The following is a 25,223-nucleotide window of genomic DNA, read 5'->3' as shown; positions in this document are numbered from 1 at the left end:
CGGCACCCATCCGGGCCCCAGCATGCCCACGCGACGCCCCGACTCACCGGAGACCGTATGCCCGACGTATCCTGCTCGCCTGCCGGGACGCTCACTGACGGCCGCGTCGTGCACCGCTGGCGGCTCGCGGCCGGCGGGGTCCGCGCTGACGTCCTGACCCTCGGAGCAAGCCTGCACACGCTGAGCTTTCCGGACCGTACGGGACGGTCGGCCGACGTGGTGCTGACTCCGGCCGGGGTCCAGGACAAGCTCACCGCGGCGCGCTATCTGGGTGCCACGGTGGGCCGCTACGCCAACCGCATCGCGCATGGCCTGGTGCCTGCTCCCGAAGGTCCTGTGCAGCTGAGTGTCAACGAGAACGGCCATACGCTGCACGGCGGTCCCGACGGCTTCGACTCGCGGATCTGGGACGGCAGCCCCTTCCGGGTCGCAGGACGCGTGGGCGTCGCGTTGACGCTCGCCAGCCCGGCAGGCGATCAGGGCTTTCCCGGCAATGTCGAGGTGACGGTGCGCTACAGCCTGAGCGAAGCGGGGGAACTGCGGCTCGACTACTCGGCCTCCACGGACGCGACGACACCGTTCGGGCTGACCAACCACGCGTACTGGAATCTCTCCGGCAGCAAGCGGAGTACGGTCCATGACCACGAGTTGTATGTCGCGGCCGACTTCTACACGCCGGTGGACGCCGCACTCATTCCGCTGCCAGGTCCGCCCCGGCCGGTCGCGGGCACCCCTTTCGACCTCACCGCCCCGCGCCGGCTGTGTCAGGTGCTCGATCGTCTCGACGACGAGCAACTCGCCCTCGCCGGAGGCGGTTACGACCACAACTGGGTCCTGCGGGGCACGTCAGGTGAGCCGCGCCTGGCCGCGGTGCTCAGCCATCCCGCGACAGGCCGGGTGATCGAGTGCCTCACCACGGAGCCGGGAATGCAGGTGTACACAGCCAACTCCTCCGTGCCGCCCGACGCCGGGGAAGGCACGGGTGAGGCCACAGGACCCCATTCGCCGGCCCGGCACGCCGGTGTCGCGCTGGAGACCCAGCACTTCCCCAACTCGCCCCAGCGGCCGGACTACCCGTCCGCGTGGCTGCGCCCGGAGCGTCCTTACCGGTCGACGACGATCTACCGGACGGGAGCTGTGTGACGAACGGTCAACTCGCCCTGGGGGGCGCCGTCGGCCCGCCCGTTTTTGTTCTGTGCAACGTCTTGACGCCGTGCCGGTGAACGCTAACAATCGCTGCCAAGCAACGGACCACAAGCGGGTACGGGAGCGATCGTGCGGGCTTCTGATGTCTCTCGGCGAGAGGTGGCGATGTCCGCACCGGCACGGGAGGGTAAGCGCACGGGGTACGGAACCCCATGTGCGGTTTCACCCGCCGGAGAACGCAGCTCCGTACGGCGTTGTGGTGCGGGGGAAGCGTGATGGGAACAGCAGCCGTCGGCCACAGCGGCACCTTGCACCAGATGATGTGAGCGCTAACAGGCCGCAAGGCCCCTCTGAACAGGATTTGATCATGCGTGATGTGCGGTCTCGTAGTCAGAGAGTCCGATGCTGGAGTGCTGCCGCCATCGCTGTTGCGATGGTTGCCACTGTCGGCGCGTGCAGCAAGAGTGGAGCCGGTGGCTCGTCGTCGGACACGGGCAAGTCCGGCGGCGGGGCGACGACGTCCACCGCGGTGACCATCAAGGGTGACATCGCCTTCAACGACGACAACCTGGCGAAGCTGGACACCGCGCTGAAGGCGGCGCTGGCGGGGAAGGACCTGTCGAAGCTGAACGAGGCGATGGTCGTCAACGTCGCCGTCGACTACTGGAACGCGGGCAAGGCCGGCTTCAACAAGGGCCTCAAGGACCTCGGCGTCAAGGGCACCTACCAGGCGCCGGCGAACGGCCGGCTCGACCAGCAGCTGTCGATCATCCAGACGCTGCGCGGCCAGGGCATCACCGGCCTGAGCGTGTCGGCGATCGACCCCACCGCCATCAAGGCCCCCATCGCGTCGGCCAACAAGGCCCACATCCCGGTGCTGGCGATCGACTCGCCGCTGCCGAAGGAGGACGGCGCCGCCCTCTACCTCGGCACGCCGAACTACACCGCGGGCCAGAAGGCCGGCGAGGCGATGAAGCAGGCGCTGGGCGGCAAGGGCCAGGTCGTCGTCCTGGTCGGCTCGCTCACCACGTCCAACGCCGTCGAGCGCATCCAGGGCTTCGAGGACGCGCTCAAGGGCACCGACATCAAGGTCGCGCAGAAGCTCAGCGACGGCATGGACGCGGCCAAGGCGCTCACCAACGCGCAGACCGCCATCCAGACCAACCCGAACATCAACGGGCTCTACGGGGTGTACTCCTACGACGGGCCGTCGGCGGGCCAGGCGGTGCAGGCGGCGGGCAAGTCCGGCAAGGTCAAGATCATCTCGGACGACAGCGATCCGCAGACGCTGAAGTTCGTGCAGTCGGGTGTCATCCAGGCCACCGTCCTGCAGCAGCCGTACCAGCAGGGCTACACGGGCGCGTACTTGCTCGCCGCGTTCAAGGTGCTCGGAGTCGACGCCACGCTGAAGCTCGTCAAGCCCTACCTGGAGTCGGACGGAGCCACGCTGTCCTCGGGCGTGGGTCTGGTCACCGGAGGGAATCTCGCGGACTACCAGGCCAAGCTCAAGGACCTGGGAATCAGCTGATGGACCCGTCCACCGACATTGGTGCCGGGGCTCCCGGCGGCAACGCGGTCTCGCTGCGGGACGTGACCAAGTCCTACGGCCCGGTGAAGGTGCTCGACATCCCGAGCCTGGACCTGGCTCGCGGACAGATCGTGGCCGTGGTGGGGGAGAACGGCGCCGGCAAGTCCACGCTGATGGGCGTGCTGTCCGGCACCGTCACCCCCACCACGGGGTCCATGGAGATCGCCGACACCGCGCTTCAGCCCGGGCGGCCCGACCACTCCCGCGAACTCGGAGTCGCCCTCGTCGCCCAGGAGTTCCCGCTGGTCGGCCAACTGAGCGTCGCGGAGAACCTGTTGCTGGGGCGCCGTCCGCAGCGGGCCGGTTCCGGCCCCGTCGGGCGGGTCGTCTTCGACCGGGCGGGTACGAGGGCCGAGGCGCGGACGCTGCTGGAGGAGGTGGGCGTCACCGGCGTGGACGTGGACCGCCCCGTCGGCCGGTTCCCGGTCCCCGTACGGCAGATGATCGAGATCGCCAAGGCCTGGGGCCACCGCCCCGTCGTGCTGATCCTGGACGAGCCCACGTCGTCGCTGGGACCGGTGGAGGCCGAGCGGGTGCTGGACCTGGCCCGCGCGCACGCCGCCGCCGGGGGAGCGGTGCTCTTCATCGGGCACCGCCTCGACGAGGTGCGGGCGGTCGCGGACAGGGTGATCGTTCTGCGCAGCGGCGAGCTGGTCGCGGATCTGACACCGGCCGAGGCGACCGAGGAACGGATGATCCGGGAGATGGTCGGCAGCGAGCTCGCTCGCGCCGACCTCGCCCCGCCGTCCTCGGTGGAACGCGCCACGACGCTGTCGGTACGGGAGTTGACCGCCGACGGCCTGGGCCCGGTCGATCTCGACCTGAAGGCCGGTGAGATCGTCGGCGTTGCCGGGCTGATGGGCTCGGGCCGCAGCCGCCTGCTGCACACGATCATGGGCGCCCAGCCCCGTACCGGCGGCACCGTCGCCTTCGAGGGGAAGGACTTCCGTCCCCGGCACCCGGCCGACGCGGTGGAGGCCGGTATCGGGATGGTCCCCGAGGACCGCAAGGTGCAGTCGCTGCTGCCCGCGCACTCGGTGCGCTGGAACGTCACGCTCAGCACGCTGCGCCGGATCAGCCGCCGCGGTGTGCTGCGCCCCAGGAACGACAAGGCGCACGCGGCCCGCATCGTCAAGGACCTGGGCGTGCGGCTGCACAGCCAGGAGCAGCCGATCAGCTCGCTGTCCGGCGGCAACCAGCAGAAGGCGGTCTTCGGCCGCTGGCTCTCGGCCGAGCCCAAGCTGCTGCTGCTCGACGAGCCGACCCGCGGGGTGGACGTCGGCGCCAAGGCCGAGATCTACGCCCTCATCGACGAGGCAGCCGAGAAGGGCCTGGCCGTGCTGGTGGCCTCCTCCGAACTGGAGGAGCTGATGTGGATCTGCCACCGCATCGTGGTGATGTCCCACGGACAGGTGGTGGCCGACATCCCGCGTGACGGATTCGGCAAGGAAACGATCATGACCGCCGCGGCCGGCACGCGCAGCAGGCTGCTGGACGGCCAGCAGGGGAAGGCAAGCGCATGACCACCCGCAGTATCCCGGTTGCCGTCGACACGGCGGACGTCTTTCACGGGAAGGCACGCGTATGAAGACCAGCACCGCTCCGGCGCTCGCGGACCTGGACACCGGTGACAAGCCGGGTACGTCCCTGGTCCGGCGGCTGGCCGAGACCCCCGAAGTCGGCGTCGTCGTCGCCTGCGTGGTCGTCTTCGTGTCGCTCGCGATCGACAAGTCCACCTTCGCCGGCGCCGTCAACCTCCAGGGCATGGGCTTCGACCTGGCGCAGTACGGCCTGATCGCCATCGGTGAGTCGCTGGTGATCCTCACCGGCGGCATCGACCTGTCGGTCGGGGCGCTGCTGGGCACCAGCGTGATCCTGATGTCCTGGTTCAACGTACGGGCCGGCCTGCCGCCGGTCCTCGCCGTCCTGGTGACGCTGGTCATCGCCGGCACGGTCGGCCTCATCCACGGGCTCGCCGTCACCCGGCTGAAGATGCCGCCGTTCGTGGTCACCCTGGTCACCTACACCGTCGCCCAGGGCGTCACGCTCGCCATCACCTCCGGCACCTCGATCACCGGGATCGGCGGCTTCTTCGGCGACGTCGGCCAGACATACGTGGCGCAGATCCCGCTGCCGCTGATCCTCTTCGTCGTCGTCGCGATCGCCGCCTGGTTCTTCCTGGAGCGCACCTACCAGGGCCGCCAGGTCTACGCGGTCGGCGGCAACGCGGAGGCGGCCCGGCTGGCCGGCATCCGCGGCGACCGGCGGATCGTGTCGATGTACGTCACCAGTTCGCTGCTGTCCGCCTTCGCCGGGATCATGGTGCTCGGCCGGATGGGCGTCGGCTCGGCCAGCGGCGTCGGGGTCGGCTGGGAGCTCTCCGCGATCGCCGCCGCCGTCATCGGCGGGGTCAGCCTGGTGGGCGGCCAGGGCCGCATCGTCGGCATCGTGGCGGGGACGATCCTGCTCGAACTGATCAACAACGGCCTGACCACGCTGCAGATCAACTCCAACTACACCAACATCGTGCTGGGTTGCGTCCTCGGCCTGGCCATCACCGCCGACCGGCTCCGCGCCAGAAGCGTCGCCCGCCGCAACTGAGCCCCCGCCCGAGGCCAGGCCCCGCACCCCGCTCCTGGGCGCTGGGCCGGGCTTCGGCCTGCCCACCCGCGGGCCCCCCACCGTGCCGGTGTCAGTTCCGTGGCCGCCGGCCGCACATGGCCATGCGCCGGGCCGCGCGTCCGGTCCCCCCACACAGAGGAGAAACCCGGTGTCCGCACCAGTGACGGCCGTGATCCCACGGCAGTTCAGAAAATATCTGCTGGCGGCTGCTGCCGTCCTCGCCCTCATCGCCGGAGTCCTGGCCGGCGGATCGCACGCCTCGCAGGCGGCCGGCTCACTTCCCTGCGACCTGTACGCGTCCGGTGGTACGCCCTGCGTGGCCGCGCACAGCACCACCCGCGCACTGTACGGCTCCTACACGGGCCCGCTCTACCAGGTCAGGCGTTCCTCGGACAACACCTACAAGAGCTTCAGCCCGACGACCGCGGGCGGCTACCCCGACGCGTCCGCACAGGACTCCTTCTGCTCCGGTACGACCTGCGTCATCACGCGGATCTACGACCAGTCCGGGCGCGGCAACGACCTGACCCAGGCGCCCGGCGGCGGCGCGGCCGGCGGCCCGGACAACCTCGCCAACGCCACCGCCGCGCCGACGACTGTGGGCGGGCACAAGGCCTACGGCGTGTACGTCGCCCCCGGAACCGGCTACCGCAACGACAGCACGAACGGCATCGCCACGGGTGACAACCCGGAGGGCATGTACGCGATCTTCGACGGGACGCACTACAACGGCGGCTGCTGCTTCGACTACGGCAACGCCGAGACGAACAACAACGACGACGGCAACGGCACGATGGAGGCCATCTACTTCGGCAACATCAAGGTCTGGGGCTACGGTTCGGGCAACGGTCCGTGGATCATGGCCGACCTGGAGAACGGCCTGTTCTCCGGCGTCAACCAGCACCTCAACTCCGGTGACCCGACGGTCAACTACCGCTACACCACCGCTATCGTCAAGGGCAAGCAGAACCACTGGGCGATCCGTGGCGGCAACGCCCAGTCCGGTGGCCTGTCCACCTTCTACGACGGCGTACGCCCCAACGTCTCGGGCTACAACCCGATGAAGAAGCAGGGCGCGATCATCCTCGGCATCGGCGGCGACAACAGCAAGGGCGCCCAGGGCACCTTCTACGAAGGCGTCATGACCTCCGGCTATCCCACGGATGCCACCGAGAACGCCGTGCAGGCCAATATCAACTCCGTGAACTACGGCGGCAGCACCTCGGGCGGCGGCACCACCGGCGGCACCACGGGCGGGGGAAGCGGCAATCCCGGCACCCTGACGCCCGGCTCCCGGATCTCCCTGCAGGCCACCACGTCCTGCTGCACCGCCGACTACATCAAGCACGACGACAACGACACCAACGTGGTCATCGCGGGCGTCTCCTCGTCGTCCTCGTCCACCGACAAGGGCGACGCCACCTGGATCGTCCGGTCCGGCCTGGCCAACAGCTCGTGCCTTTCCTTCGAGTCCGCGAACGAGTCCGGCCAGTACCTGCGCCACCAGAACTACCAACTGCATCTGGCAGGCAACGACGGCTCCTCGACGTTCACCCAGGACGCCACGTTCTGCCCGCAGTCCGGGCACAACGGCCAGGGCTACTCCTTCCAGTCGGTGAACTACTCCAACCGCTACCTGCGCCACTACAACTACACCGTCTACATCGCCTCCAACGGCGGCTCCAACGCGTTCGACTCCACCACCTCGTGGAACGACGACACCAGCTGGAACGTCGCCACCCCCTGGTCCTGATCCCCGGATCAGTGCCCAGCCCGCGCGAAGGCCGCGCCGCCGGGCAGTACGGCGGCGCGGCTCGGGGGTGCTTCAGCCCTGCGCGGCCGCGCGTGCGCCGCGGTCCGCGCGAGCGGCGCCGGTGCTCGAGCGCAGTGAGATCGACGGGGCGAGCAGGATGTGCCGCGGCGGCGTCTCCGGAGCCGCGATGCGTTCGATCAGCAGGGAGACCGCCTGCTCTCCCATCTCCTGTGCGGGTACGTCGGCCGCGGTGAGGGGCGGCCGGAAGTCCTCGGCCCAGGGCCGGGCCGCCACTCCCGTCACGGAGAAGTCGTAGGGAACTGCCAGTCCGGCGTCGGCCAGAGCCCGCTGGACTCCGGGCAGCGCGGCCTCGTTGATCGTGGTGATGGCCGTCAGGCCGGCGTGGTCGCGCAACAGCCCTTCGACGCACTCTTGGCCGGAGCGGGCGTCGTCACCGCACATGGCCTCGATCCCCTCCATGCCGCGTTCGCGGACGGCCGCCGTGAAGCCTTCCTGGGCCCGTCGCGCGGGACCGTAACCCGCGGAGACGAGCTCCGGGGAACGGCTGACCAGCGCCACGGTCCGGTGGCCCAGATCCGCCAGGTGGTGGACGGAGTGCCGGATCAGCCCGGCGTAGTCGATGTCGATCCAGCACATCTGCCAGTCGTCGTCGGTGTGGCCGATTCCGACGAAGGGCAGTCCTGCCCGGTGCAGCGTGCCCACGCGCGCGTCCTGGAGGCGGATCTCCATCAGGATCACCCCGTCGACGCGGCTCTCGGAGACCAGTCGTTCGAAGGACCGGTCGTGGTCGCCGCCCGACGGGGACAGCAGGACGTCCAGGTCCAGCCGGGCCGCCGCTTCGACGACGCTGCCCACGAAGTCCAGCTGCATATGGGTGAGGCGGTTGCCGGCGGGCGGGATCACCAGGCCGATCGTCCTGGTCCTGCCCTCCTTGAGTGCCCTGGCGGTCGCATTGGGCCGGTAGCCCAACTCATCGATGACGTCCTGGATCCGCTTGCGGGTACTGACGGAGACGGGTCGCTTACCGCTGAGCGCGTACGACACGGTGCTGCGGGACACGCCGGCGCGCCGCGCGATCTCCCCGATGTTCATGCGACTCCTCGCTTCTGGTGCCCGCTACGTCATGGTACCTGGCACGAATCGATTCGCGAATGAGAGCCGACAGCTGCCAGGGCCCCCGAATCCGCTGCCTGGCGGAACCAGCAGAGGATCCGACGAAGTCCGTGAGCAACGGTGGTGAGCGGTCGCGGGACGCCCTCCCGGGGACTTCGGGTCGAACCGATTCGCAGCGCTTTTTGACCCGCAGTGGTGCTTGCCGGGGAACGTCGGGGGGAATCCGCGCGATGCATTGACGCGCTCGGCCCGGTGACCTAAGGTGCCCGAAACGTTCGTGAAACATTCAGAAGTTTCGGGTGCGGTCGCGCGCCCTCCCACGGTGGCATCGCACCAGCGAATGGGGCGAGATGAATGTTAACGCTCACTAAGCCGCAGGCAAGTCTCCTTCGGGTCGTCGGCAGTGACCAGCCTGACGCTGCGTCAATCGACGCGCTGAGGCTCGTGAGCCCTTCCTCCGCACGGAAGGGCGGCGGGCCTCGGCTCCTGTCCGTGCGCTTCCGTAGACCGACCGCTCGTCCGCCCCCCTGGCGTGTTAGCGCTAACTCGCAGGTCCCCTGGTAGCGACAGGGGCCGGTCCGCGCCCAGCAGAGCTGGTGAGGTGGCCGTAGTACGGGCATCGGCTGTCGGCGGATGCCTCCCCCCACACAAGGAGAATTCCTGCAATGTCATGGTTCAAGAGAAAGAGCCGCCGGAGAAGTACGCTGGCGACGATCACCGGAATAGCAGCCAGTGCGGCCTTGGCCGTGGTGGGCATGGGTACGTTCGCCGGCCATGCTGCGGCGGCGGGTTCGCTGGGTTCGGCGGCCGCGCAGTCGGGCCGGTACTTCGGTACCGCGGTGCCGGCGAGCAAGCTCGGCAACTCCGCGTACTCCACCATTCTCGACCGGGAATTCAACATGATCACCCCGGAGAACGAGATGAAGTGGGACACCACCGAGCCGTCCCGCGGGAACTTCAACTTCGGGCCGGCCGACCAGATCGTCAGTCACGCCCAGGCCCATGGCCAGCGGATGCGCGGTCACACCCTGGTCTGGCACAACCAGCTGCCGGGATGGGTGTCGAACCTGTCGGCCTCGGACCTGCAGTCGGCGATGGACAACCACATCACGCAGGAGATGACGCACTTCAAGGGCAAGATCTACGCCTGGGACGTGGTCAACGAGGCGTTCGCCGACGGTGGCAGCGGCCAGCACCGCAGCTCGCCCTTCCAGGACAAGCTCGGCAACGGCTTCATCGAGCACGCCTTCCGCACGGCCCGTTCGGTCGATGCGAACGCCAAGCTCTGCTACAACGACTACAACATCGAGAACTGGTCGGACGCCAAGACCCAGGGCGTCTACAACATGGTCAAGGACTTCAAGTCCCGTGGCGTCCCGATCGACTGCGTCGGCTTCCAGAGCCACTTCGGCAACGGCGGACCCCCCTCCAGCTTCCAGACCACCCTCAGCAACTTCGCCGCCCTGGGCGTCGACGTCCAGCTCACCGAACTCGACATCGCCCAAGCCTCGTCGTCGGCCTACAGCAACACCGTCAACGCCTGCCTGCACGTGACCCGGTGCGCGGGCATCACCGTCTGGGGCATCCGCGACAGCGACTCCTGGCGCAGCGGCGACAACCCCCTGCTCTTCGACAGCAACGGCAACCCGAAATCCGCCTACACCGCGGTCCTCAACGCCCTCAACGCGGCCACGGGCACCGCGACAGGCGGGACGTCCTCGGGAACGACCAACGGCGGGACGTCTTCCGGGACCACCGATGGCGGGACCTCCTCGGGCACGACCAACGGCGGGACGTCCTCCGGGACGACCACCGGCACCACGAGCGGCGGAACCACCACCGGCGGCACAGGGGGAGGCGCGTGCGCGGCGACGTACACCACCACCAACTCCTGGTCGGGCGGCTACCAAGGCGAGGTCAAGGTCACCGCGGGTAGCGCGGCGATCAGCGGCTGGACCGTCCGGTGGACCCTGTCCAGCGGGCAGAGCATCACCCAGGTCTGGAACGGAACGCTGTCCACCAGTGGTTCGACGGCAACGGTGACCAACGTGTCCTACAACGGCTCGCTCCAGCCATCGGCCTCCACCACCTTCGGGTTCCTCGCCAACGGCACCCCGTCGGCCCCGTCCCTCAGCTGCACCAGCTCCTGACACACATGTGAGCGTCGACACGGCGTCGCGCTCACTGCGGTGCCGCCCGTTCCTGCTCTCCCCGGCATTCACAACGGGCGGCACCGCGCGCGGAGCACACCACACCACGTACGGCGGCCCGACTTCCTGGCTCCCGTGCGCCTTTTTCCCGCGCTGTCGGGTTTCGCATGAAGCGGCCCTGCCACTCGAACGGCCGTGATTGCCGGCTGCGACGGCGTTCCCCCATACACAAGGAGGATGCTGATGTCATCATCGGCACTTGCTCAACGGTTTCGCCGGATAAGGCGGTGGATGCTGACGGCGGGTGCGTCCGTCGCGCTCGCGGCCGGCGTCCTGGTCGGCGGTACCCACACCTCGCAGGCAGCCGGTTCGCTGCCGTGTGACATCTACGCTTCGGGTGGTACGCCGTGCGTGGCGGCACACAGCACGACGCGGGCGCTGTACTCGTCGTACAGCGGGTCGCTCTACCAGGTGCGGCGCTCCTCGGACAACACCACCCGCAACATCGGGGTCCTGAGTGCGGGTGGGTACGCCGACGCGGCCTCGCAGGACTCGTTCTGCTCCGGGACCTCGTGCGTGATCACCGTGATCTACGACCAGTCGGGGCGTAACAACAACCTCACCCAGGCACCCGCGGGCGGTGCCGCCGGCGGCCCCGACAACCTGGCCAACGCGACCGCCGCGCCGACCACGGTAGGCGGCCACAAGGCCTATGGCGTCTTCGTCGCCCCCGGTACCGGCTACCGCAACAACCACACGAACGGCATCGCCACCGGTGACGCAGCCGAGGGTATGTACGCCATCTTCGACGGCACCCACTACAACGGCGGCTGCTGCTTCGACTACGGCAACGCCGAGACCGACAGCAACGACGACGGCAACGGCACCATGGAGGCCATCTACTTCGGCAACATCAAGGTCTGGGGCTACGGTTCGGGCAACGGTCCGTGGATCATGGCCGACCTGGAGAACGGACTGTTCTCCGGCGTCAACCAGCACCTCAACTCCGGTGACCCGACCGTCAACTACCGCTACACCACCGCCATCATCAAGGGTGAGCCCAACCACTGGGCGATCCGTGGCGGCAACGCCCAGTCCGGCGGCCTGTCCACCTTCTACAACGGGGCACGCCCCAATGTCTCGGGCTACAACCCCATGAGGAAGCAGGGCGCGATCATCCTCGGGACCGGCGGCGACAACAGCAAGGGGGCCCAGGGCACCTTCTACGAAGGCGTCATGACCTCCGGCTACCCGTCGGACGCCACCGAGAACGCGGTGCAGACCAACATCAACTCCGTCGCCTACGGATCAGGTGGTGGTGGCACGGGTACGACGGGTGCCCTGCACGCGGTGGGTGCGGGCAAGTGCCTCGACGTGCCGAACTCGTCGACCACGGCCGGCACCCAGGTGCAGATCTGGGACTGCAGCGGTGGCGCCAACCAGGCCTGGACGCGGACGTCCTCGGGTCAGCTGGCGGTCTACTCCGGCGGCAGCCAGATGTGCCTGGACGCCTACAACAACCAGACGACGCCAGGCACGAAGGTGGAGATCTGGAGCTGCAACGGCGGTGCGAACCAGCAGTGGAGCGTCAACTCCAACGGCACCGTCACCGGCACCCAGTCCGGGCTGTGCCTGGACGTGACCGGTGCGTCCACCGCCAACGGCGCCCTGGCCGAACTGTGGACCTGCAACGGGCAGTCCAACCAGCAATGGAACCTCAGCTGAGCTGAACTGAACGGCTGACACCCGTGGCCGGCTCACCGCCGGCCACGGGTGGAGCCGCTCTCCCACAGCGGCCGACCGGTGGGACAGTGAGACGCGCTCACCGGGGTGATCAATCCCATCTCTTCTCATCCCGACGGCGGCAGTCGACGCTCTGCCTGCGGCCTCAAAGAGAAAGCCGCTGGTAGTCGGCGACTGTTGAGATAGGCCGCGCACGGGTCTGGACATCGACCAGGCCTCAACCTATAAATTCATCCCATGCCTCGCTGTTGTGGCTCGCGGCCCGCTCGCGTCGAGGAGCCTTGGGGTTAGCGCTAACAAAGCGGGCTCTTCCCCCCACATCGCCAAGGACAGACAATGCAGTCTTCATCCGTTTCGTACCGAAGTCCTGCCCTTCGCAGACGCCGTTCGCCCGCGCCTGCCGTGATGGCCGTGATGGCGCTGCTGGCCACGATGCTGGCGACGGCGCTGACCTGGTCGGTGCCCGCGTCGGCAGCGGCCGCGCCCCTGGTCGGTGCTGCGTCGGGGCGCTGCCTCGATGTCGCCGGCGGCGTCGACACCCCGGGGACCGCGCTGCAGATCTGGGACTGCAACGGCCAGGCGAACCAGGCCTTCGAGCTCTCCTCGGCAGGAGAGCTGCGGACGATGAACGGCAGCCGCTGCGTGGACGCCTCGAACAACCAGACGTCGACCGGCACTCCGGCGATCATCTGGTCCTGCAACGGCGGCGCCAACCAGAAGTGGACGCTCAACGCCAACGGGTCGATCACCGGTGTCCAGTCGGGCCTGTGCCTGGACGCCAACGGGGCCGGCACGGCCAACGGCACCGCGGTCATCCTGTGGACGTGCAACGGCCAGAGCAACCAGAAGTGGAGCAGCTCGGCGACTCCGCCGCCCAGCGGCGGGTCGGGCCCGTGCGACATCTACGGCTCCGGCGGCACGCCGTGCGTCGCCGCGCACAGCACCACCCGCGCGCTGTACGGCTCCTACACCGGCCGGCTCTACCAGGTCCGGCGTTCCTCCGACGGTGCGACCAGGGACATCGGCGTACTGGCCGCCGGCGGCTACGCCAACGCCGCGGCCCAGGACTCCTTCTGCACGGGGACCTCGTGTGTCATCACGGCCGTCTACGACCAGTCCGGGCACGGCAACGACCTCTGGTACCAGGGATCCGCCCAGGTGCCGGGATCGAGTCAGAGCAGTCCTGCCAACGCGACCACCGAGTCGCTGTCGGTGGGCGGCGCCAAGGCCTACTCGCTGTACGTCAACCCCGGTAACAGCTACTGGAGAGACGGCCACCTGACAGGTGTGCCGACCGGCAGCGCACCCGAGAGCACGTACATGGTGACCAGCGGTACGCACGTCAACAGCGGTTGCTGCTTCGACTACGGCAACAGCGAGACGACCAGGAAGGCCGACGCGGCCGGTGCGATGGACGCGATCAACTTCGGCAAGCAGTGCTGGTTCGGTGGGTGCTCGGGCAGCGGCCCGTGGGTGCAGGCGGATCTCGAATGGGGCCTCTACCCCGGCGGCAGCCAGTCCTGGAACGCCAACCAGCGCGCCTTCACCAGCAAGTTCGTCACCGCGATGCTGAAGAACAACGGCACGTCACGATTCGCGCTCAAGGGTGCGAACGCCCAGTCAGGCGGTCTCACCACGCTGTGGGACGGGGCCCTGCCGTCCGGATACAGCCCCATGAAGAAGCAAGGGGCGATCGTCCTGGGCAGCGGTGGCGACTGCTGCAAGCCCGGCGGAGGCGCCAACCTCAGCGCGGGCACCTTCTACGAAGGAGCCGTCGTCTCGGGCTATCCGTCCGATGCCGTCGACAACGCGGTCCAGGCCAACGTCGCCGCAGCCGGCTACCGCTGACCACCTCACCCGTGGGGGGTGGGGTAGGTGGTGGTCCTCCGGGACGTCCCGGAGGACCACCACGGCCCCCCTGCCCCCTCATCCCACGTCCTCCCACAACCCGGCTCAGGAGTCGAAGAATCATGCGCCTGTTCACCGCACGAGCCAAGCGTCCAGCCCAGCCGTCCGCGCCCCGGTCCCTCCGCAGGACGTTAGCGCTCACAACCTCTGTGGTGCTGCTCTCCGCGGTCGCGCCCCTGGCCACCCTGGGCGCGGCCCAGCCCGCCGCCGCACTGGGCAACGGACTCGCTCTGACGCCGCAGATGGGGTTCAACGACTGGAACGCCTACGGGTGCAACGTGTCGGAGTCGCTGATCAAGTCCACGGCGCAGGCCATGCACAGCAACGGAATGCAGGCCGCGGGCTACACGTACGTCAACATCGACGACTGTTGGATGACCCACTCACGCGACAGCGGCGGGCATCTCGTCCCCGACTCCGCGAAATTCCCCGACGGGATCAAGGGCACCGCGGACTACGTGCACTCTCTCGGCCTGAAGCTGGGCATCTACGAGGACGCGGGAACGGCGACCTGCGCCGGATACCCCGGCAGCCTCGGTCACGAGACCACCGACGCGCAGTCGTTCGCGTCGTGGGGTGTGGACTACCTGAAGTACGACAACTGCAACAACTCCGGGGTGAACGCCCAGTCCCGCTACACCGCCATGCGCGACGCCCTGGCCTCGACCGGCCGCCCCATCCTCTACAGCCTGTGCAACTGGGGCCAGGACAACGTGTGGACCTGGGGGGCCGGTGTCGGCAACAGCTGGCGTACCACCGGTGACATCCAGGCCAGCTACTCCAGCATGCTGTCCATCTTCCACAGCAACGTGGGCCTGGCCTCCTACGCCGGGCCCGGGCACTGGAACGACCCGGACATGCTGGAGGTCGGCAACGGCTCGCTCACCGCGACCGAGAACCGCACGGAGTTCAGCCTGTGGTCGGAGATGGCCGCACCGCTGATCGCCGGCACCAACATCGCCTCGGCCAGCTCGGCCACCCTGTCCACGCTGACCAACTCCCGGGTGATCGCGGTCGACCAGGACCCGCTGGGCAAGCAGGGCACGATGGTCTCCTCCTCCGGTGGCCTGGACGTCCTGGCCAAGCCGCTGGCAAACGGCGACGTGTCCGTGGCGCTGTTCAACGAGACCGGGTCGACGGCGACCATCAGCACCACAGCCGCCGCCATCGGCAAGACCGGTGCGTCGAGCTACAACCTCACCGACCTGTGGTCGGGAGCCGCCTCCAGCACCGCGGGCACCATCAGCGCCTCGGTGCCGGCGCACGGCACGGTGATGTACCGGGTCGCCGGCGGGACGACCGGCGGCGGAACCGGGACCGGCACCACCGGTGCGCTGCACGCGGTGGGTGCGGGGAAGTGCCTCGACGTGCCGAACTCGTCCACCACCGCGGGCACCCAGGTGCAGATCTGGAGCTGCGGCGGCGGCGCCAACCAGACCTGGACGCGTACGTCCTCGGGTCAGCTGGCGGTCTACTCCGGCGGCAGCCAGATGTGCCTGGACGCCTACAACAACCAGACGGCGCCAGGCACCAAGGTGGAGATCTGGACCTGCAACGGGCAACCCAACCAGCAGTGGACCGTCAACTCCAACGGTACGGTCACCGGCACCCAGTCCGGGCTGTGCCTCGATGTCACCGGCGCGTCCACCGCCAACGGCGCCCTGGCCGAGCTGTGGACCTGCAACGGTCAGTCCAACCAGCAGTGGTCGTTGAGCTGACCTGACCATCTCGCGAACTGCCGGGGCGGCAGCCGACTGCCGTCCCGGCGCACGCCGGATCCCCCGGGTGCGGCGGCGGCACGGACGGCTCCCGAGCCGTCGGCCGCCCCTCCGGCCCCCCCTGTTGCGCCTTGCGAAAGGAACGCCAGTGTCAGCACTCAGCCGATTGTTCAGGCGCCTGCGCACCTCGACGGCCGTCCTCGTCGGCCTCGTCCTGGCCGCCGGCGGCATCGTGGGTACGGTCGCCGCGCCGGCCCATGCCGCCACCTCGATCACCATCAACGGCGCCTCCGCGGGCCGGACCTTCGACGGCATCGGTGCGATCAGCGGCGGGGGCGGCAACAGCCGGCTCCTGATCGACTACCCGGAGCCCCAGCGCAGCCAGGTCCTCGACTACCTGTTCCGGCCCGGCTACGGGGCCTCCCTGCAGATCCTGAAAGCCGAGATCGGCGGCGACACCAACTCCACGTCGGGTGCCGAGCCGAGCCACCAGCACACCCGGTCCGACCTGAACTGCAACCGGGGCTACGAATGGTGGCTGATGGGGCAGGCCAAGACGCGCAACCCGAACCTGAAGCTGTACGGGCTGGCCTGGGGGGCGCCCGGATGGATCGGGAACGGCAACTTCTGGTCCACCGACATGATCAACTACCTGGTCTCGTGGCTGGGCTGTGCCAAGCAGCACGGGCTGAGCATCGACTACCTGGGCGGGTGGAACGAGCGGGGCTACAACGTCTCCTGGTACGAACAACTGCGCACCGCGCTCAACTCCAACGGCTACGGCAGCGTCAAGATCGTCGCGGCGGACTCCGACTGGACGGTCGCCAACGATGTGAACTCCAACCAGGCCTTCGCCTCGGCGGTGAGCGTCCTCGGCACGCACTACCCGTGCGGCTACCGCTCGGCACAGACCAACTGCTCGGTGCCCTCGGCAGCCACATCGACCGGCAAGCAGCTGTGGGCGAGCGAGAACGGCTCCGACGACTACAACGGCGGTGCGCAGGCCATGGCCCGCGGCATCAACCGCGGCTACATCGACGGCCGGATGACCGCGTATCTCAACTGGCCGGTCGTCGCGGCGGTCACGCCGAACCTGCCCTACCCCACCATGGGCCTCGCGCTGGCCGCACAGCCGTGGTCCGGCTACTACGCCATCGGCAAGAACGCCTGGGTGACGGCGCAGACCACCCAGTTCACCGCGCCCGGCTGGCACTACCTCGACTCCTCCAGCGGATACATCGGCGGCAACCGCAACAACGGCAGCTACGTCTCGCTGAAGTCGACGAACAACTCCGACTTCTCCACGGTCGTCGAGACGATGGACGCCGGCAGTGCGCAGACGCTGAACTTCACCGTCGCCGGCGGGCTGTCCACCGGGACCGTGCACGTGTGGTCCACCAAGGTCAACTCCTCCAACCCGGCTGACTACTTCGTGCACGCCGCGGACATCACACCGTCCAACGGGAACATCAGCCTGACCGCGCAGCCCGGCTACGTCTACACCCTGACCACCACCACGGGACAGGGCAAGGGGACCGCCACCAGCCCCGCCGCGGGCAACCTGAGCCTGCCGTACAGCGACACCTTCGACGGCTACGCGGCGGGCACCGAGGCGAAGTACCTCATGGACTGGCAGGGCGCCTTCGAGACGGTCGCCTGCGCGGGCGGCCGCAGCGGGAACTGCGAGCGCCAGATGAGCCCGCAGAAGCCGATCACCTGGGACGCGCTGTCCGACCCGCACGCGCTGCTCGGCGACGTCAGCTGGAGCAACTACACCGTCTCCTCCGACGTGCTGCTCGAACAGTCCGGATACGCCGACCTGATCGGCCGTGCGAACTCCCAGGACTACACGACCACCGGCGGCCTGAACGCCTACCGTCTCCGGGTGAGCGACACCGGGGCGTGGTCGATCCTGAGTTCGAGCACCAACGGCACCACCTCCACACTGGCACACGGCACGGTGGCCTCCCTGGGCACCAACCGCTGGCACACCCTGGCCCTGACCTTCTCCGGCACCACCATCACAGCCGCCGTCGACGGTGCCACGGTCGGTTCGGTGAACGACTACGCCTGGGCCGGCGGCCAGGTGGGCTACGGCACCGCGCAGACCGAGACCGCGCAGTTCGACAACCTGTCCATCACACCCGGCAGCGGCGGCACCGGCGGGGGCACGACGGCGGCGATCGTCGGAGCAGGCTCCGGCCGGTGCGTGGACGTACCGAGCGCGTCGCAGACGTCGGGCACCCAGGTGGCGCTGTGGGACTGCAACGGCGGCGCCAACCAGCAGTGGACCAGCACCTCGAACGGTGAGCTGCGCGTCTACGGCGGCGACTGCCTCGACGCCTCGGGCCAGGGCACCAGCCCCGGCACCAAGGTCGACATCTGGACCTGCAACGGCGGCGCCAACCAGAAGTGGACGCTCAACGCCAACGGCACCATCACCGGTTCGCAGTCCGGCCTGTGTCTGGACGCCACCGGCGCGGGAACCGCGAACGGCACCCTGCTGGAGCTGTGGACCTGCAACGGCAGCAGCAACCAGAGGTGGACACGCGGCTGATCCGCCACTTCCCGGCCGGCCGGGGCCTCGCAGCACGCGGGGTCCCGGCCCCTCCCCCCCATCGACCTGCTGAAAGGCCCCCCATGTCCTCCTCACCCTTCCAGCCGAGCCGGCGGAGCCTGCTCACGGCCGCCGGAGCGGCCGCGGCCGCGGGGCTGCTGCGCTTCGCCCCCGAAGCCGGCGCCACCGACGGGCCGGGCAGCTACACCGCGAGCTGGTCGTCAGTCGACCAGCACCCCCCGGCGCCGGCCTGGTTCCAGGACGCGAAGTTCGGGATCTACTACCACTGGGGCGTCTTCAGCGTCCCGGCGTTCGGCAACGAGTGGTATCCGCGCAACATGTACATCGGCGGTTCCGCCGAGAACCAGCACCACATCGCCACCTACGGCGATCCCTCGGCGTGGCCGTACAACAACTTCATCGACGGTGCCCGTGACAAGGCGGGCAACCTCGTGCAGTTCGCCCCCAAACTGGCCTCGCAGGGGGGCAGTTTCGACCCGAACGCGTGGGCGCAGCTGTTCAAGGCCGCAGGGGCGAAGTTCGCCGGGCCGGTCGCGGAGCACCACGACGGCTTCTCCATGTGGAACAGCCAGTCCAACCCGTGGAACTCGGTCAGGCACGGCCCGAAGCTCGACCTGGTGGGCCAGCACGCGCAGGCCATTCGCGGGCAGGGGCTGAAGTTCATGGCGTCGCTGCACCACGCCTACCACTTCAACGGCTACTACGACCACGTGCCGTACCAGTCGGACGCGACGCTGCGTATCCTCTACGGGCAGCAGGGCGCGTCCGCGGAGAACCAGCTCTGGTACAACAAGCTGGTCGAGGTGATCAACGGCTACCAGCCGGACCTGATCTGGCAGGACTTCGACCTGGGCCTGGTGCAGGAGTCCACCCGGCTCCAGTTCCTGGCCTACTACTACAACCAGGCCGTCGGGTGGAACAAGGACGTCGTCGCCACCTACAAGGACGGCTTCGACAACAAGGGCGAGGTCTTCGACTTCGAGCGGGGCGGCCCCGCGGGCCTGCTCGCGCCGTACTGGCTGACCGACGACAGCATCTCCTCCTCCAGCTGGTGCTACACGGTGGGCATCGGCTACTACACCGCGCAGGCACTGCTGCACGCGCTGATCGACCGGGCCGCCAAGGGCGGCACCATGCTGCTCAACATCGCCCCCATGGCCGACGGCACCATCCCGTCAGGCCAGCAGTCGATCCTGCGCTCCATGGGCGACTGGCTCGGCCGTTTCGGCGAGGCGGTCTACAACACCCGCGCGTGGACCAGCTATGGCGAGGGGCCGACGGCGATGGGCGGCGGATCGTTCAGCGGCCCCAAGGCCGGTACGGCGAAGGACGTCCGGTTCACCCGCAGCCAGGACAACACCGTCCTCTACGCCACCGCACTGGGCTGGCAGGGCAGCACCATGACCATCACGACACTGAACTCGAACCAGTTCAACGCCACCACCCTGAAGAGCGCCCAACTGCTCAACAACGCCACGGGAAGCTACGTCAACCTTCCGGCCCCCACGCAGGACGGTTCAGGGCTGCACCTGGCGATGCCCGGATCCAGCGCGCCCTTCACCGCGCTGGCCTACACCGTCAAGCTCACCTTCTCCGGCCAGATCCCCTCCCTGGGCTCATCGGGCGGCACCACGAGCTGGGTGAAGATCGCCAACGTCACCAGCGGACTGGTGCTCGACGGCGGCGGCAGTGTCGCCTCCGGTTCCAACCTCAAGCAGTGGAACTACGACGGAAGCACGAACCTGCAGTGGCAGCTCGTCGACCTCGGCGGCGGCTACTACCGCATCATGAACCGCACCAACGGCATGGCCGCCGACAGCTGGGGCAACACCGCCAACGGTGCGCCCGCCCGGCAGTCCGCCTGGAACGGCGGCAACAACCAGCAGTGGTCGCTGACGAACGTCGGAAGCAACCGTTACCAGATCATCAACCGCGGCACCGGCACCGCCCTCGACGGCAGCGGCAGCACCACCGCCGGCTCCACCGCGGTGATGTGGGCACCGAACTCGAACACCAACAACGAATGGACGATCACCGGCATATGACCGCACCGGTGCGGTGCCACCGGCACCGCACCGACACACCGAACGCAGGAGTCCCCATGTCCCCCCACAACGTCACCACTGGGCCGCCGCACCGGCGGCGCCTGCCGCGCGCCCTGGCCGCGGGCGTGTCTGTCGCGCTGGCCGGCGCGTCCCTGCTGGCTCTCTCCGCGGGACCCGCGCAGGCCGCCACCTCCCTGCGCGGACTCGCCGAAGCGCAGGGCCGCTACTTCGGCACCGCCCTGACCGTGTCCGACCTGGGCAACGGCAACGAGATGAACATCTCCAACGCGCAGTTCGACATGGTCACACCCGGCAACGAGATGAAATGGGACACCACAGAGCCCGGCAACGGCCAGTACAACTTCGGACCCGGCGACCAGATCCTGTCCTACGCCACCTCCCACAACATGCGGGTCCGCGGCCACAACCTGGTCTGGCACGCCCAACTGCCCTCGTGGGTCAGCAACCTGCCGGCCGCCCAGGTCAAGGGCGCCATGGACGCTCACATCACCACCGAGGTCAACCACTACAAGGGCCACATCTACGCCTGGGACGTGGTCAACGAACCCTTCAACGGCGACGGCTCGTACGTCAACGACGCCTTCTACAAGGCCATGGGCACCGGCTACTTCGCGGAGGCCCTGCGCACCGCCCACGCCGCCGACCCCGACGCCAAGCTCTACATCAACGACTACAACATCGAGGGGCAGAACGCCAAGAGCAACGCCCTGTACAACCTGGCCAAGTCCCTGCTCTCCCAGGGCGTTCCGTTGGGCGGCATAGGCTTCGAGAGCCACTTCATCGTCGGCCAGGTCCCGTCCGACTTCCAGGCGAACATGCAGCGCTTCGCCGCTCTCGGGCTGGATGTCGCCGTCACCGAGCTCGACGACCGGATCCAGCTGCCGGCCTCCAGCGCCAGTCTGCAGCAGCAGGCCACCGACTACGCCAACGTCGTCAAGGACTGCCTGGCGGTGTCGCGCTGTGTCGGCGTCTCCCAATGGGGCGTGGACGACGCCAACTCCTGGATCGACGGCACCTTCCCGGGCTGGGGCGCCGCCACCATGTACGACCGCAGCTTCCAGCCCAAACCCGCCTACACCGCCACTGTCACCGCGCTGGGCGGGACCAGCTCCGGCGGCGGTGGCACGGGTACGACGGGTGCCCTGCACGCGGTCGGTGCGGGCAAGTGCCTCGACGTGCCGAACTCGTCCACCACCGCCGGCACCCAGGTGCAGATCTGGGACTGCAGCGGTGGCGCCAACCAGGCCTGGACGCGGACGTCCTCGGGCCAGCTGGCGGTCTACTCCGGCGGCAGCCAGATGTGCCTGGACGCCTACAACAACCAGACCTCACCCGGCACGAAGGTGGAGATCTGGAGCTGCAACGGCGGTGCGAACCAGCAGTGGAGCGTCAACTCCAACGGGACCGTGACCGGCACCCAGTCCGGGCTGTGCCTGGACGTCACCGGTGCGTCCACCGCCAACGGCGCCCTGGCCGAACTGTGGACCTGCAACGGACAGGCCAACCAGCACTGGACGCTCGGCTGACCCCCTGCGCCCTTGTGCCCTCGTGGTCACCCGGACGCCCCGCCGGCGCTCGCGGCGTCCGGGTGACCACCGCATCCCCCTCCCCCCACCAAGGAGCCGCACCATGTCGCCTTCCCTCGCTCGACCCTCCGCCTGGCCCCCGCACAGACGGCGCAGCCCCTTCGCCGTGGTCGCCACCGTCCTGGCGCTGCTCGCCGCGATCGCCACAGCCGCACTGATGACACCCGATACCGCGCAGGCCGCAGCGGCGCCCCTGGTGGGCGCGGCGTCGGGACGCTGTCTCGACGTGAAGGGCGGCGACGCCACGCCGGGCACGGTGCTGGACATCTACGACTGCAACAGCCAGTCCGGCCAGGCCTTCGAGTTCACCTCCTCGGGGCAGTTGCAGACCCTGGGCGGCACGCGGTGCGTGGACGCCTCACACCAGCAGACCACCCCCGGCACAGCGGTACTCATCTGGACCTGCAACGGGCAGTCGAACCAGCAGTGGCGGCACAACTCGGACGGTTCGATCACGGGCGTCCAGTCCGGACTGTGCCTGGACGCCAACGGCGCCGGTACCGCGAACGGCACCGCCGTCATCCTCTGGACGTGCAACGGGCAGGGCAACCAGAAGTGGAGCACCTCGACCACGACACCGCCGCCGACCGGCGGGTCCCGCGCGTGCGACATCTACGCGGCGGGTGGTACGCCGTGCGTGGCCGCGCACAGCACGGTGCGTGCGTTGTACTCGTCGTACACCGGCAGTCTCTACCAGGTGCGGCGCTCGTCCGACAGCACGACCCGCAACATCGGCGTGGTCAGTGCGGGCGGTCAGGCCGACGCCTCGGCACAGGATTCCTTCTGCGCCGGCACCTCGTGCGTGATCACCACCGTCTACGACCAGTCCGGCCACGGCAACAACGTGGGCTACCAGGGACCCGGCGGCGTCGGTGGGTCCGACACCGCCGCCAGCGCGACCTCCGAGTCGCTCACCGTCGGCGGCTCCAAGGCGTACTCGCTCTACATCAAGCCCGGCAACAGCTACTGGCGTGACGGCCACCTGACCGGCGTCCCCACCGGGAGTGCCCCCGAGGGCGCCTACATGGTGACCAGCGGCACCCACGTCAACAGCGGCTGCTGCTTCGACTACGGCAACAGCGAGACCGACCGCAGGGCCGACGGCGCCGGCGCAATGGACGCCATCTACTTCGGCACCAGCTGCTGGTTCGGCGGCTGCTCCGGCTCCGGACCGTGGGTCCAGGCAGACCTCGAATACGGGCTCTACTCCGGCGGCAGCCAGTCCTGGAACAGCAACCAGCGCGCCTTCACCAGCAAGTACGTCACCGCCATGCTGAAGAACAACGGCACCTCCAGATTCGCGATCAAGGGAGCCAACGCCCAGTCGGGAGGTCTGAGCACCCTCTGGGACGGCTCACTACCTCCCGGCTACAGCCCCATGAAGAAGCAGGGGGCCATCATCCTCGGCAGCGGCGGCGACTGCTGCAACGGCAACACCAACCAGTCCCAAGGGACCTTCTACGAAGGGGCCATCGTCGCGGGCTACCCCTCGGACGCCACCGACAACGCCGTCCAGGCCGACATCGCCGCGGCCGGCTACCGATGACCCCCATGCCCGCACCGGATCGGAGCGTGAACCGATGAGCAGACCACTGTCCGCCCTGCTGGTCGCCCTCGTCACCGCCGCACTCGGCGCGGCGGCCGGCCTGACCACGGCAGCCGCCGCCCCGGCGGCGTCGACGACAGCCTTGAGCGTGATGCCGCTGGGTGACTCGATCACCTGGGGGGTCGGGAGCAGCACCGGCAACGGCTACCGGGGGCCGTTGCACAACGAGTTGGTGGCAGACGGTCATCCGACGGACTTCGTCGGCACGTTGCGCAACGGCACGATGTCCGACCCGGACAACGAGGGCCACTCCGGCTACCGGATCGACCAGATCGCCGCTCTGGCCGACGCCTCGCTGGCCCGCTACCGGCCCAACGTCGTGACACTGGAGATCGGCACCAACGACCTCAACGGGAACTACCAGGTCTCCACGGCCACAGCCCGGCTGAAGTCGCTGGTCGACCAGATCACCGCCGACGTACCCGACGCCACCGTGCTGCTGGCGTCGCTGATCGTGTCCACCAGCTCCGGCGAGGAGCAGCACCGCGCCGCATACAACCAGGCCATTCCCGGCATCGTGCAGAGCGAGCAAGCGGCCGGCAAGCACGTCGGCTACGTGGACATGAGCGCGCTGACCAGTGCCGACCTTTCCGACTCCCTGCACCCCAACGACGGGGGCTACCAGAAGATGGCCGACGCCTTCCACCGGGGCGTCCAGGCCGCGGACAGCGCCGGCTGGCTGCACAACCCGGCATCGGCGGGCGCCCCCGTGGTGTCCGGGATCACCGGGAAGTGCCTCGATGTCAACGGCGGCAGCAGCGCCGACGGCACCCCGGTGCAGATCTGGAGCTGCGACAACGCCCCGGCCCAGGCCTGGTCCGCCTACCCCGACGGCACCCTGCGCGCGGTCGGCAAGTGCCTGGACGCCACCGGCAGAGGCACCGCCAACGGCACCAAGGTGGAGATCTGGACCTGCAACGGAGGGGCGAACCAGGTCTGGCAGACCTACAACGGCGGTTACCGCAACCCGGTCTCCGGCCGCTGCCTGGACGATCCCGCCTCGTCCACGACCAACGGCACGCAGCTCCAGCTGTGGGACTGCAACGGCAATGCCAACCAGAAGTGGACCCTCACCACCGGGTGAGGGTGAGGCAGGTGTGCCGGCATCCTGCTGGGGTAGCCGCGTCTGCGTGGAGCACCGACCGCTCACCGGCGGTCGGACCGCTCCGCGGCTTTGCACGGCAACGGAAGGACGCACGCTATGAGCGACAACATCTGGAGCTACGGAGCGACTTCCGGCTACCAGGCGGACGCGGATGTCATCGGCTACAAGGTCGAGGCGAGCGACGGCCACATCGGAAAGGTCGACAAGCACTCCGACGAGGTCGGCAGTGCCTACCTGGTGGTCGACACCGGGGTGTGGATCTTCGGCAAGTCGGTCCTGCTGCCGGCCGGTACGGTCGCGGCCATCGACCACGATGCCAAGGTGGTGCACATCTCCCGGACCAAGGAAGAGATCAAGGGATCGCCCGAGTTCGACAAGGAGAAGCACACCACCGACTCGGACTACCACCAGCAGGTCGGCGGCTACTACGACACGGACGTCACCCGCGGGTGACCTCTCCCGCAGCGCAGGGCGGCCCGGACGAGCAGCTGTCCGGGCCGCCCTGCTGCATCCGCCCGCC

Annotated in this window: 16 protein-coding genes; 15 read left to right on the top strand and 1 reads right to left on the bottom strand. The window is 68.8% G+C overall.

Annotation, left to right across the window (positions count from 1 at the left end; translation table 11 throughout):
* The first annotated feature begins 57 nt into the window (after positions 1 to 57).
* The 5 genes from OG702_RS04700 (at position 58) to OG702_RS04680 (ending at position 7,109) form a co-directional block, all read left to right on the top strand.
* Positions 58 to 1,143 carry an aldose epimerase family protein gene (locus OG702_RS04700; RefSeq protein WP_327287607.1) on the top strand — a complete coding sequence of 362 codons (1,086 nt, stop codon included), beginning with the start codon at positions 58 to 60 and terminating at the stop codon, positions 1,141 to 1,143.
* 436 nt (positions 1,144 to 1,579) lie between these two features.
* The gene (locus OG702_RS04695) at positions 1,580 to 2,674 is read left to right on the top strand and encodes a substrate-binding domain-containing protein (RefSeq protein ID WP_327287606.1); all 1,095 of its coding nucleotides are present in this window, start codon (positions 1,580 to 1,582) and stop codon (positions 2,672 to 2,674) included.
* On the top strand, positions 2,674 to 4,257 hold the full coding sequence (locus tag OG702_RS04690) for a sugar ABC transporter ATP-binding protein (RefSeq protein WP_327287605.1): 1,584 nt from the start codon (positions 2,674 to 2,676) through the stop codon (positions 4,255 to 4,257). Before OG702_RS04695 ends, OG702_RS04690 begins: the two co-directional genes overlap by 1 nt.
* A gap of 61 nt (positions 4,258 to 4,318) precedes the next feature.
* Complete coding sequence (locus OG702_RS04685) at positions 4,319 to 5,335, top strand: ABC transporter permease (RefSeq protein WP_327287604.1); 1,017 nt, start codon at positions 4,319 to 4,321, stop codon at positions 5,333 to 5,335.
* Between the two features lie 169 nt (positions 5,336 to 5,504).
* On the top strand, positions 5,505 to 7,109 hold the full coding sequence (locus tag OG702_RS04680) for an alpha-L-arabinofuranosidase B (RefSeq protein WP_442814299.1): 1,605 nt from the start codon (positions 5,505 to 5,507) through the stop codon (positions 7,107 to 7,109).
* A 72-nt stretch (positions 7,110 to 7,181) separates the two neighbouring features.
* Here OG702_RS04680 and OG702_RS04675 read toward each other — a convergent pair whose 3' ends face one another.
* Positions 7,182 to 8,222 carry a LacI family DNA-binding transcriptional regulator gene (locus OG702_RS04675; RefSeq protein ID WP_327287603.1) on the bottom strand — a complete coding sequence of 347 codons (1,041 nt, stop codon included), beginning with the start codon at positions 8,220 to 8,222 and terminating at the stop codon, positions 7,182 to 7,184.
* Between the two features lie 686 nt (positions 8,223 to 8,908).
* Here OG702_RS04675 and OG702_RS04670 point away from each other — a divergent pair.
* From OG702_RS04670 to OG702_RS04625, 10 genes are all read left to right on the top strand, one after another.
* Positions 8,909 to 10,393 (top strand): endo-1,4-beta-xylanase, encoded by a 1,485-nt coding sequence (locus OG702_RS04670; RefSeq protein ID WP_442814298.1) that lies wholly within the window; start codon positions 8,909 to 8,911, stop codon positions 10,391 to 10,393.
* Positions 10,394 to 10,684: 291 nt separating this feature from the next.
* Positions 10,685 to 12,118 (top strand): arabinofuranosidase catalytic domain-containing protein, encoded by a 1,434-nt coding sequence (locus OG702_RS04665; protein ID WP_327287601.1) that lies wholly within the window; start codon positions 10,685 to 10,687, stop codon positions 12,116 to 12,118.
* Positions 12,119 to 12,550: 432 nt separating this feature from the next.
* Positions 12,551 to 13,984, top strand: coding sequence for a lectin (locus tag OG702_RS04660; protein WP_327293083.1), 1,434 nt, complete (start codon positions 12,551 to 12,553; stop codon positions 13,982 to 13,984).
* 122 nt (positions 13,985 to 14,106) lie between these two features.
* Complete coding sequence (locus OG702_RS04655; RefSeq protein WP_327287600.1) at positions 14,107 to 15,762, top strand: glycoside hydrolase family 27 protein; 1,656 nt, start codon at positions 14,107 to 14,109, stop codon at positions 15,760 to 15,762.
* Between the two features lie 148 nt (positions 15,763 to 15,910).
* Positions 15,911 to 18,319: a ricin-type beta-trefoil lectin domain protein gene (locus tag OG702_RS04650; RefSeq protein ID WP_327287599.1), complete on the top strand. Its 2,409-nt coding sequence runs from the start codon at positions 15,911 to 15,913 to the stop codon at positions 18,317 to 18,319.
* An 83-nt stretch (positions 18,320 to 18,402) separates the two neighbouring features.
* A complete protein-coding gene (locus OG702_RS04645; protein ID WP_327287598.1) occupies positions 18,403 to 20,385 on the top strand; it encodes an alpha-L-fucosidase in 1,983 nt (660 codons plus the stop codon).
* Between the two features lie 56 nt (positions 20,386 to 20,441).
* Entirely contained in the window at positions 20,442 to 21,932 is a 1,491-nt protein-coding gene (locus OG702_RS04640) for an endo-1,4-beta-xylanase (RefSeq protein ID WP_327287597.1), read from the top strand.
* 217 nt (positions 21,933 to 22,149) lie between these two features.
* Positions 22,150 to 23,538 carry an arabinofuranosidase catalytic domain-containing protein gene (locus OG702_RS04635; protein WP_327293082.1) on the top strand — a complete coding sequence of 463 codons (1,389 nt, stop codon included), beginning with the start codon at positions 22,150 to 22,152 and terminating at the stop codon, positions 23,536 to 23,538.
* Between the two features lie 34 nt (positions 23,539 to 23,572).
* Positions 23,573 to 24,682 (top strand): ricin-type beta-trefoil lectin domain protein, encoded by a 1,110-nt coding sequence (locus OG702_RS04630; protein ID WP_327287596.1) that lies wholly within the window; start codon positions 23,573 to 23,575, stop codon positions 24,680 to 24,682.
* Between the two features lie 117 nt (positions 24,683 to 24,799).
* A complete protein-coding gene (locus OG702_RS04625; protein WP_327287595.1) occupies positions 24,800 to 25,156 on the top strand; it encodes a PRC-barrel domain containing protein in 357 nt (118 codons plus the stop codon).
* The last annotated feature ends 67 nt before the right edge of the window (positions 25,157 to 25,223 follow it).

The sequence above is a fragment of the Streptomyces sp. NBC_01198 genome, assembly GCF_036010485.1.
Classification (GTDB): Bacteria; Actinomycetota; Actinomycetes; order Streptomycetales; family Streptomycetaceae; genus Actinacidiphila.
This window is presented reverse-complemented; position numbering and strand designations above follow the sequence as displayed.

Excerpts from the sequence above, each read along its gene's own strand:
- OG702_RS04625 (WP_327287595.1), top strand. The coding sequence starts at position 24,800 with ATGAGCGACAACATCTGGAGCTACGGAGCGACTTCCGGCTACCAGGCG.
- OG702_RS04695 (WP_327287606.1), top strand. The coding sequence starts at position 1,580 with ATGGTTGCCACTGTCGGCGCGTGCAGCAAGAGTGGAGCCGGTGGCTCG.
- OG702_RS04675 (WP_327287603.1), bottom strand. The coding sequence starts at position 8,222 with ATGAACATCGGGGAGATCGCGCGGCGCGCCGGCGTGTCCCGCAGCACC.
- OG702_RS04660 (WP_327293083.1), top strand. The coding sequence starts at position 12,551 with ATGGCGCTGCTGGCCACGATGCTGGCGACGGCGCTGACCTGGTCGGTG.
- OG702_RS04690 (WP_327287605.1), top strand. The coding sequence starts at position 2,674 with ATGGACCCGTCCACCGACATTGGTGCCGGGGCTCCCGGCGGCAACGCG.
- OG702_RS04635 (WP_327293082.1), top strand. The coding sequence starts at position 22,150 with ATGACACCCGATACCGCGCAGGCCGCAGCGGCGCCCCTGGTGGGCGCG.
- OG702_RS04700 (WP_327287607.1), top strand. The coding sequence starts at position 58 with ATGCCCGACGTATCCTGCTCGCCTGCCGGGACGCTCACTGACGGCCGC.
- OG702_RS04670 (WP_442814298.1), top strand. The coding sequence starts at position 8,909 with ATGTCATGGTTCAAGAGAAAGAGCCGCCGGAGAAGTACGCTGGCGACG.
- OG702_RS04665 (WP_327287601.1), top strand. The coding sequence starts at position 10,685 with ATGCTGACGGCGGGTGCGTCCGTCGCGCTCGCGGCCGGCGTCCTGGTC.
- OG702_RS04685 (WP_327287604.1), top strand. The coding sequence starts at position 4,319 with ATGAAGACCAGCACCGCTCCGGCGCTCGCGGACCTGGACACCGGTGAC.
- OG702_RS04655 (WP_327287600.1), top strand. The coding sequence starts at position 14,107 with ATGCGCCTGTTCACCGCACGAGCCAAGCGTCCAGCCCAGCCGTCCGCG.
- OG702_RS04630 (WP_327287596.1), top strand. The coding sequence starts at position 23,573 with ATGAGCAGACCACTGTCCGCCCTGCTGGTCGCCCTCGTCACCGCCGCA.
- OG702_RS04640 (WP_327287597.1), top strand. The coding sequence starts at position 20,442 with ATGTCCCCCCACAACGTCACCACTGGGCCGCCGCACCGGCGGCGCCTG.
- OG702_RS04645 (WP_327287598.1), top strand. The coding sequence starts at position 18,403 with ATGTCCTCCTCACCCTTCCAGCCGAGCCGGCGGAGCCTGCTCACGGCC.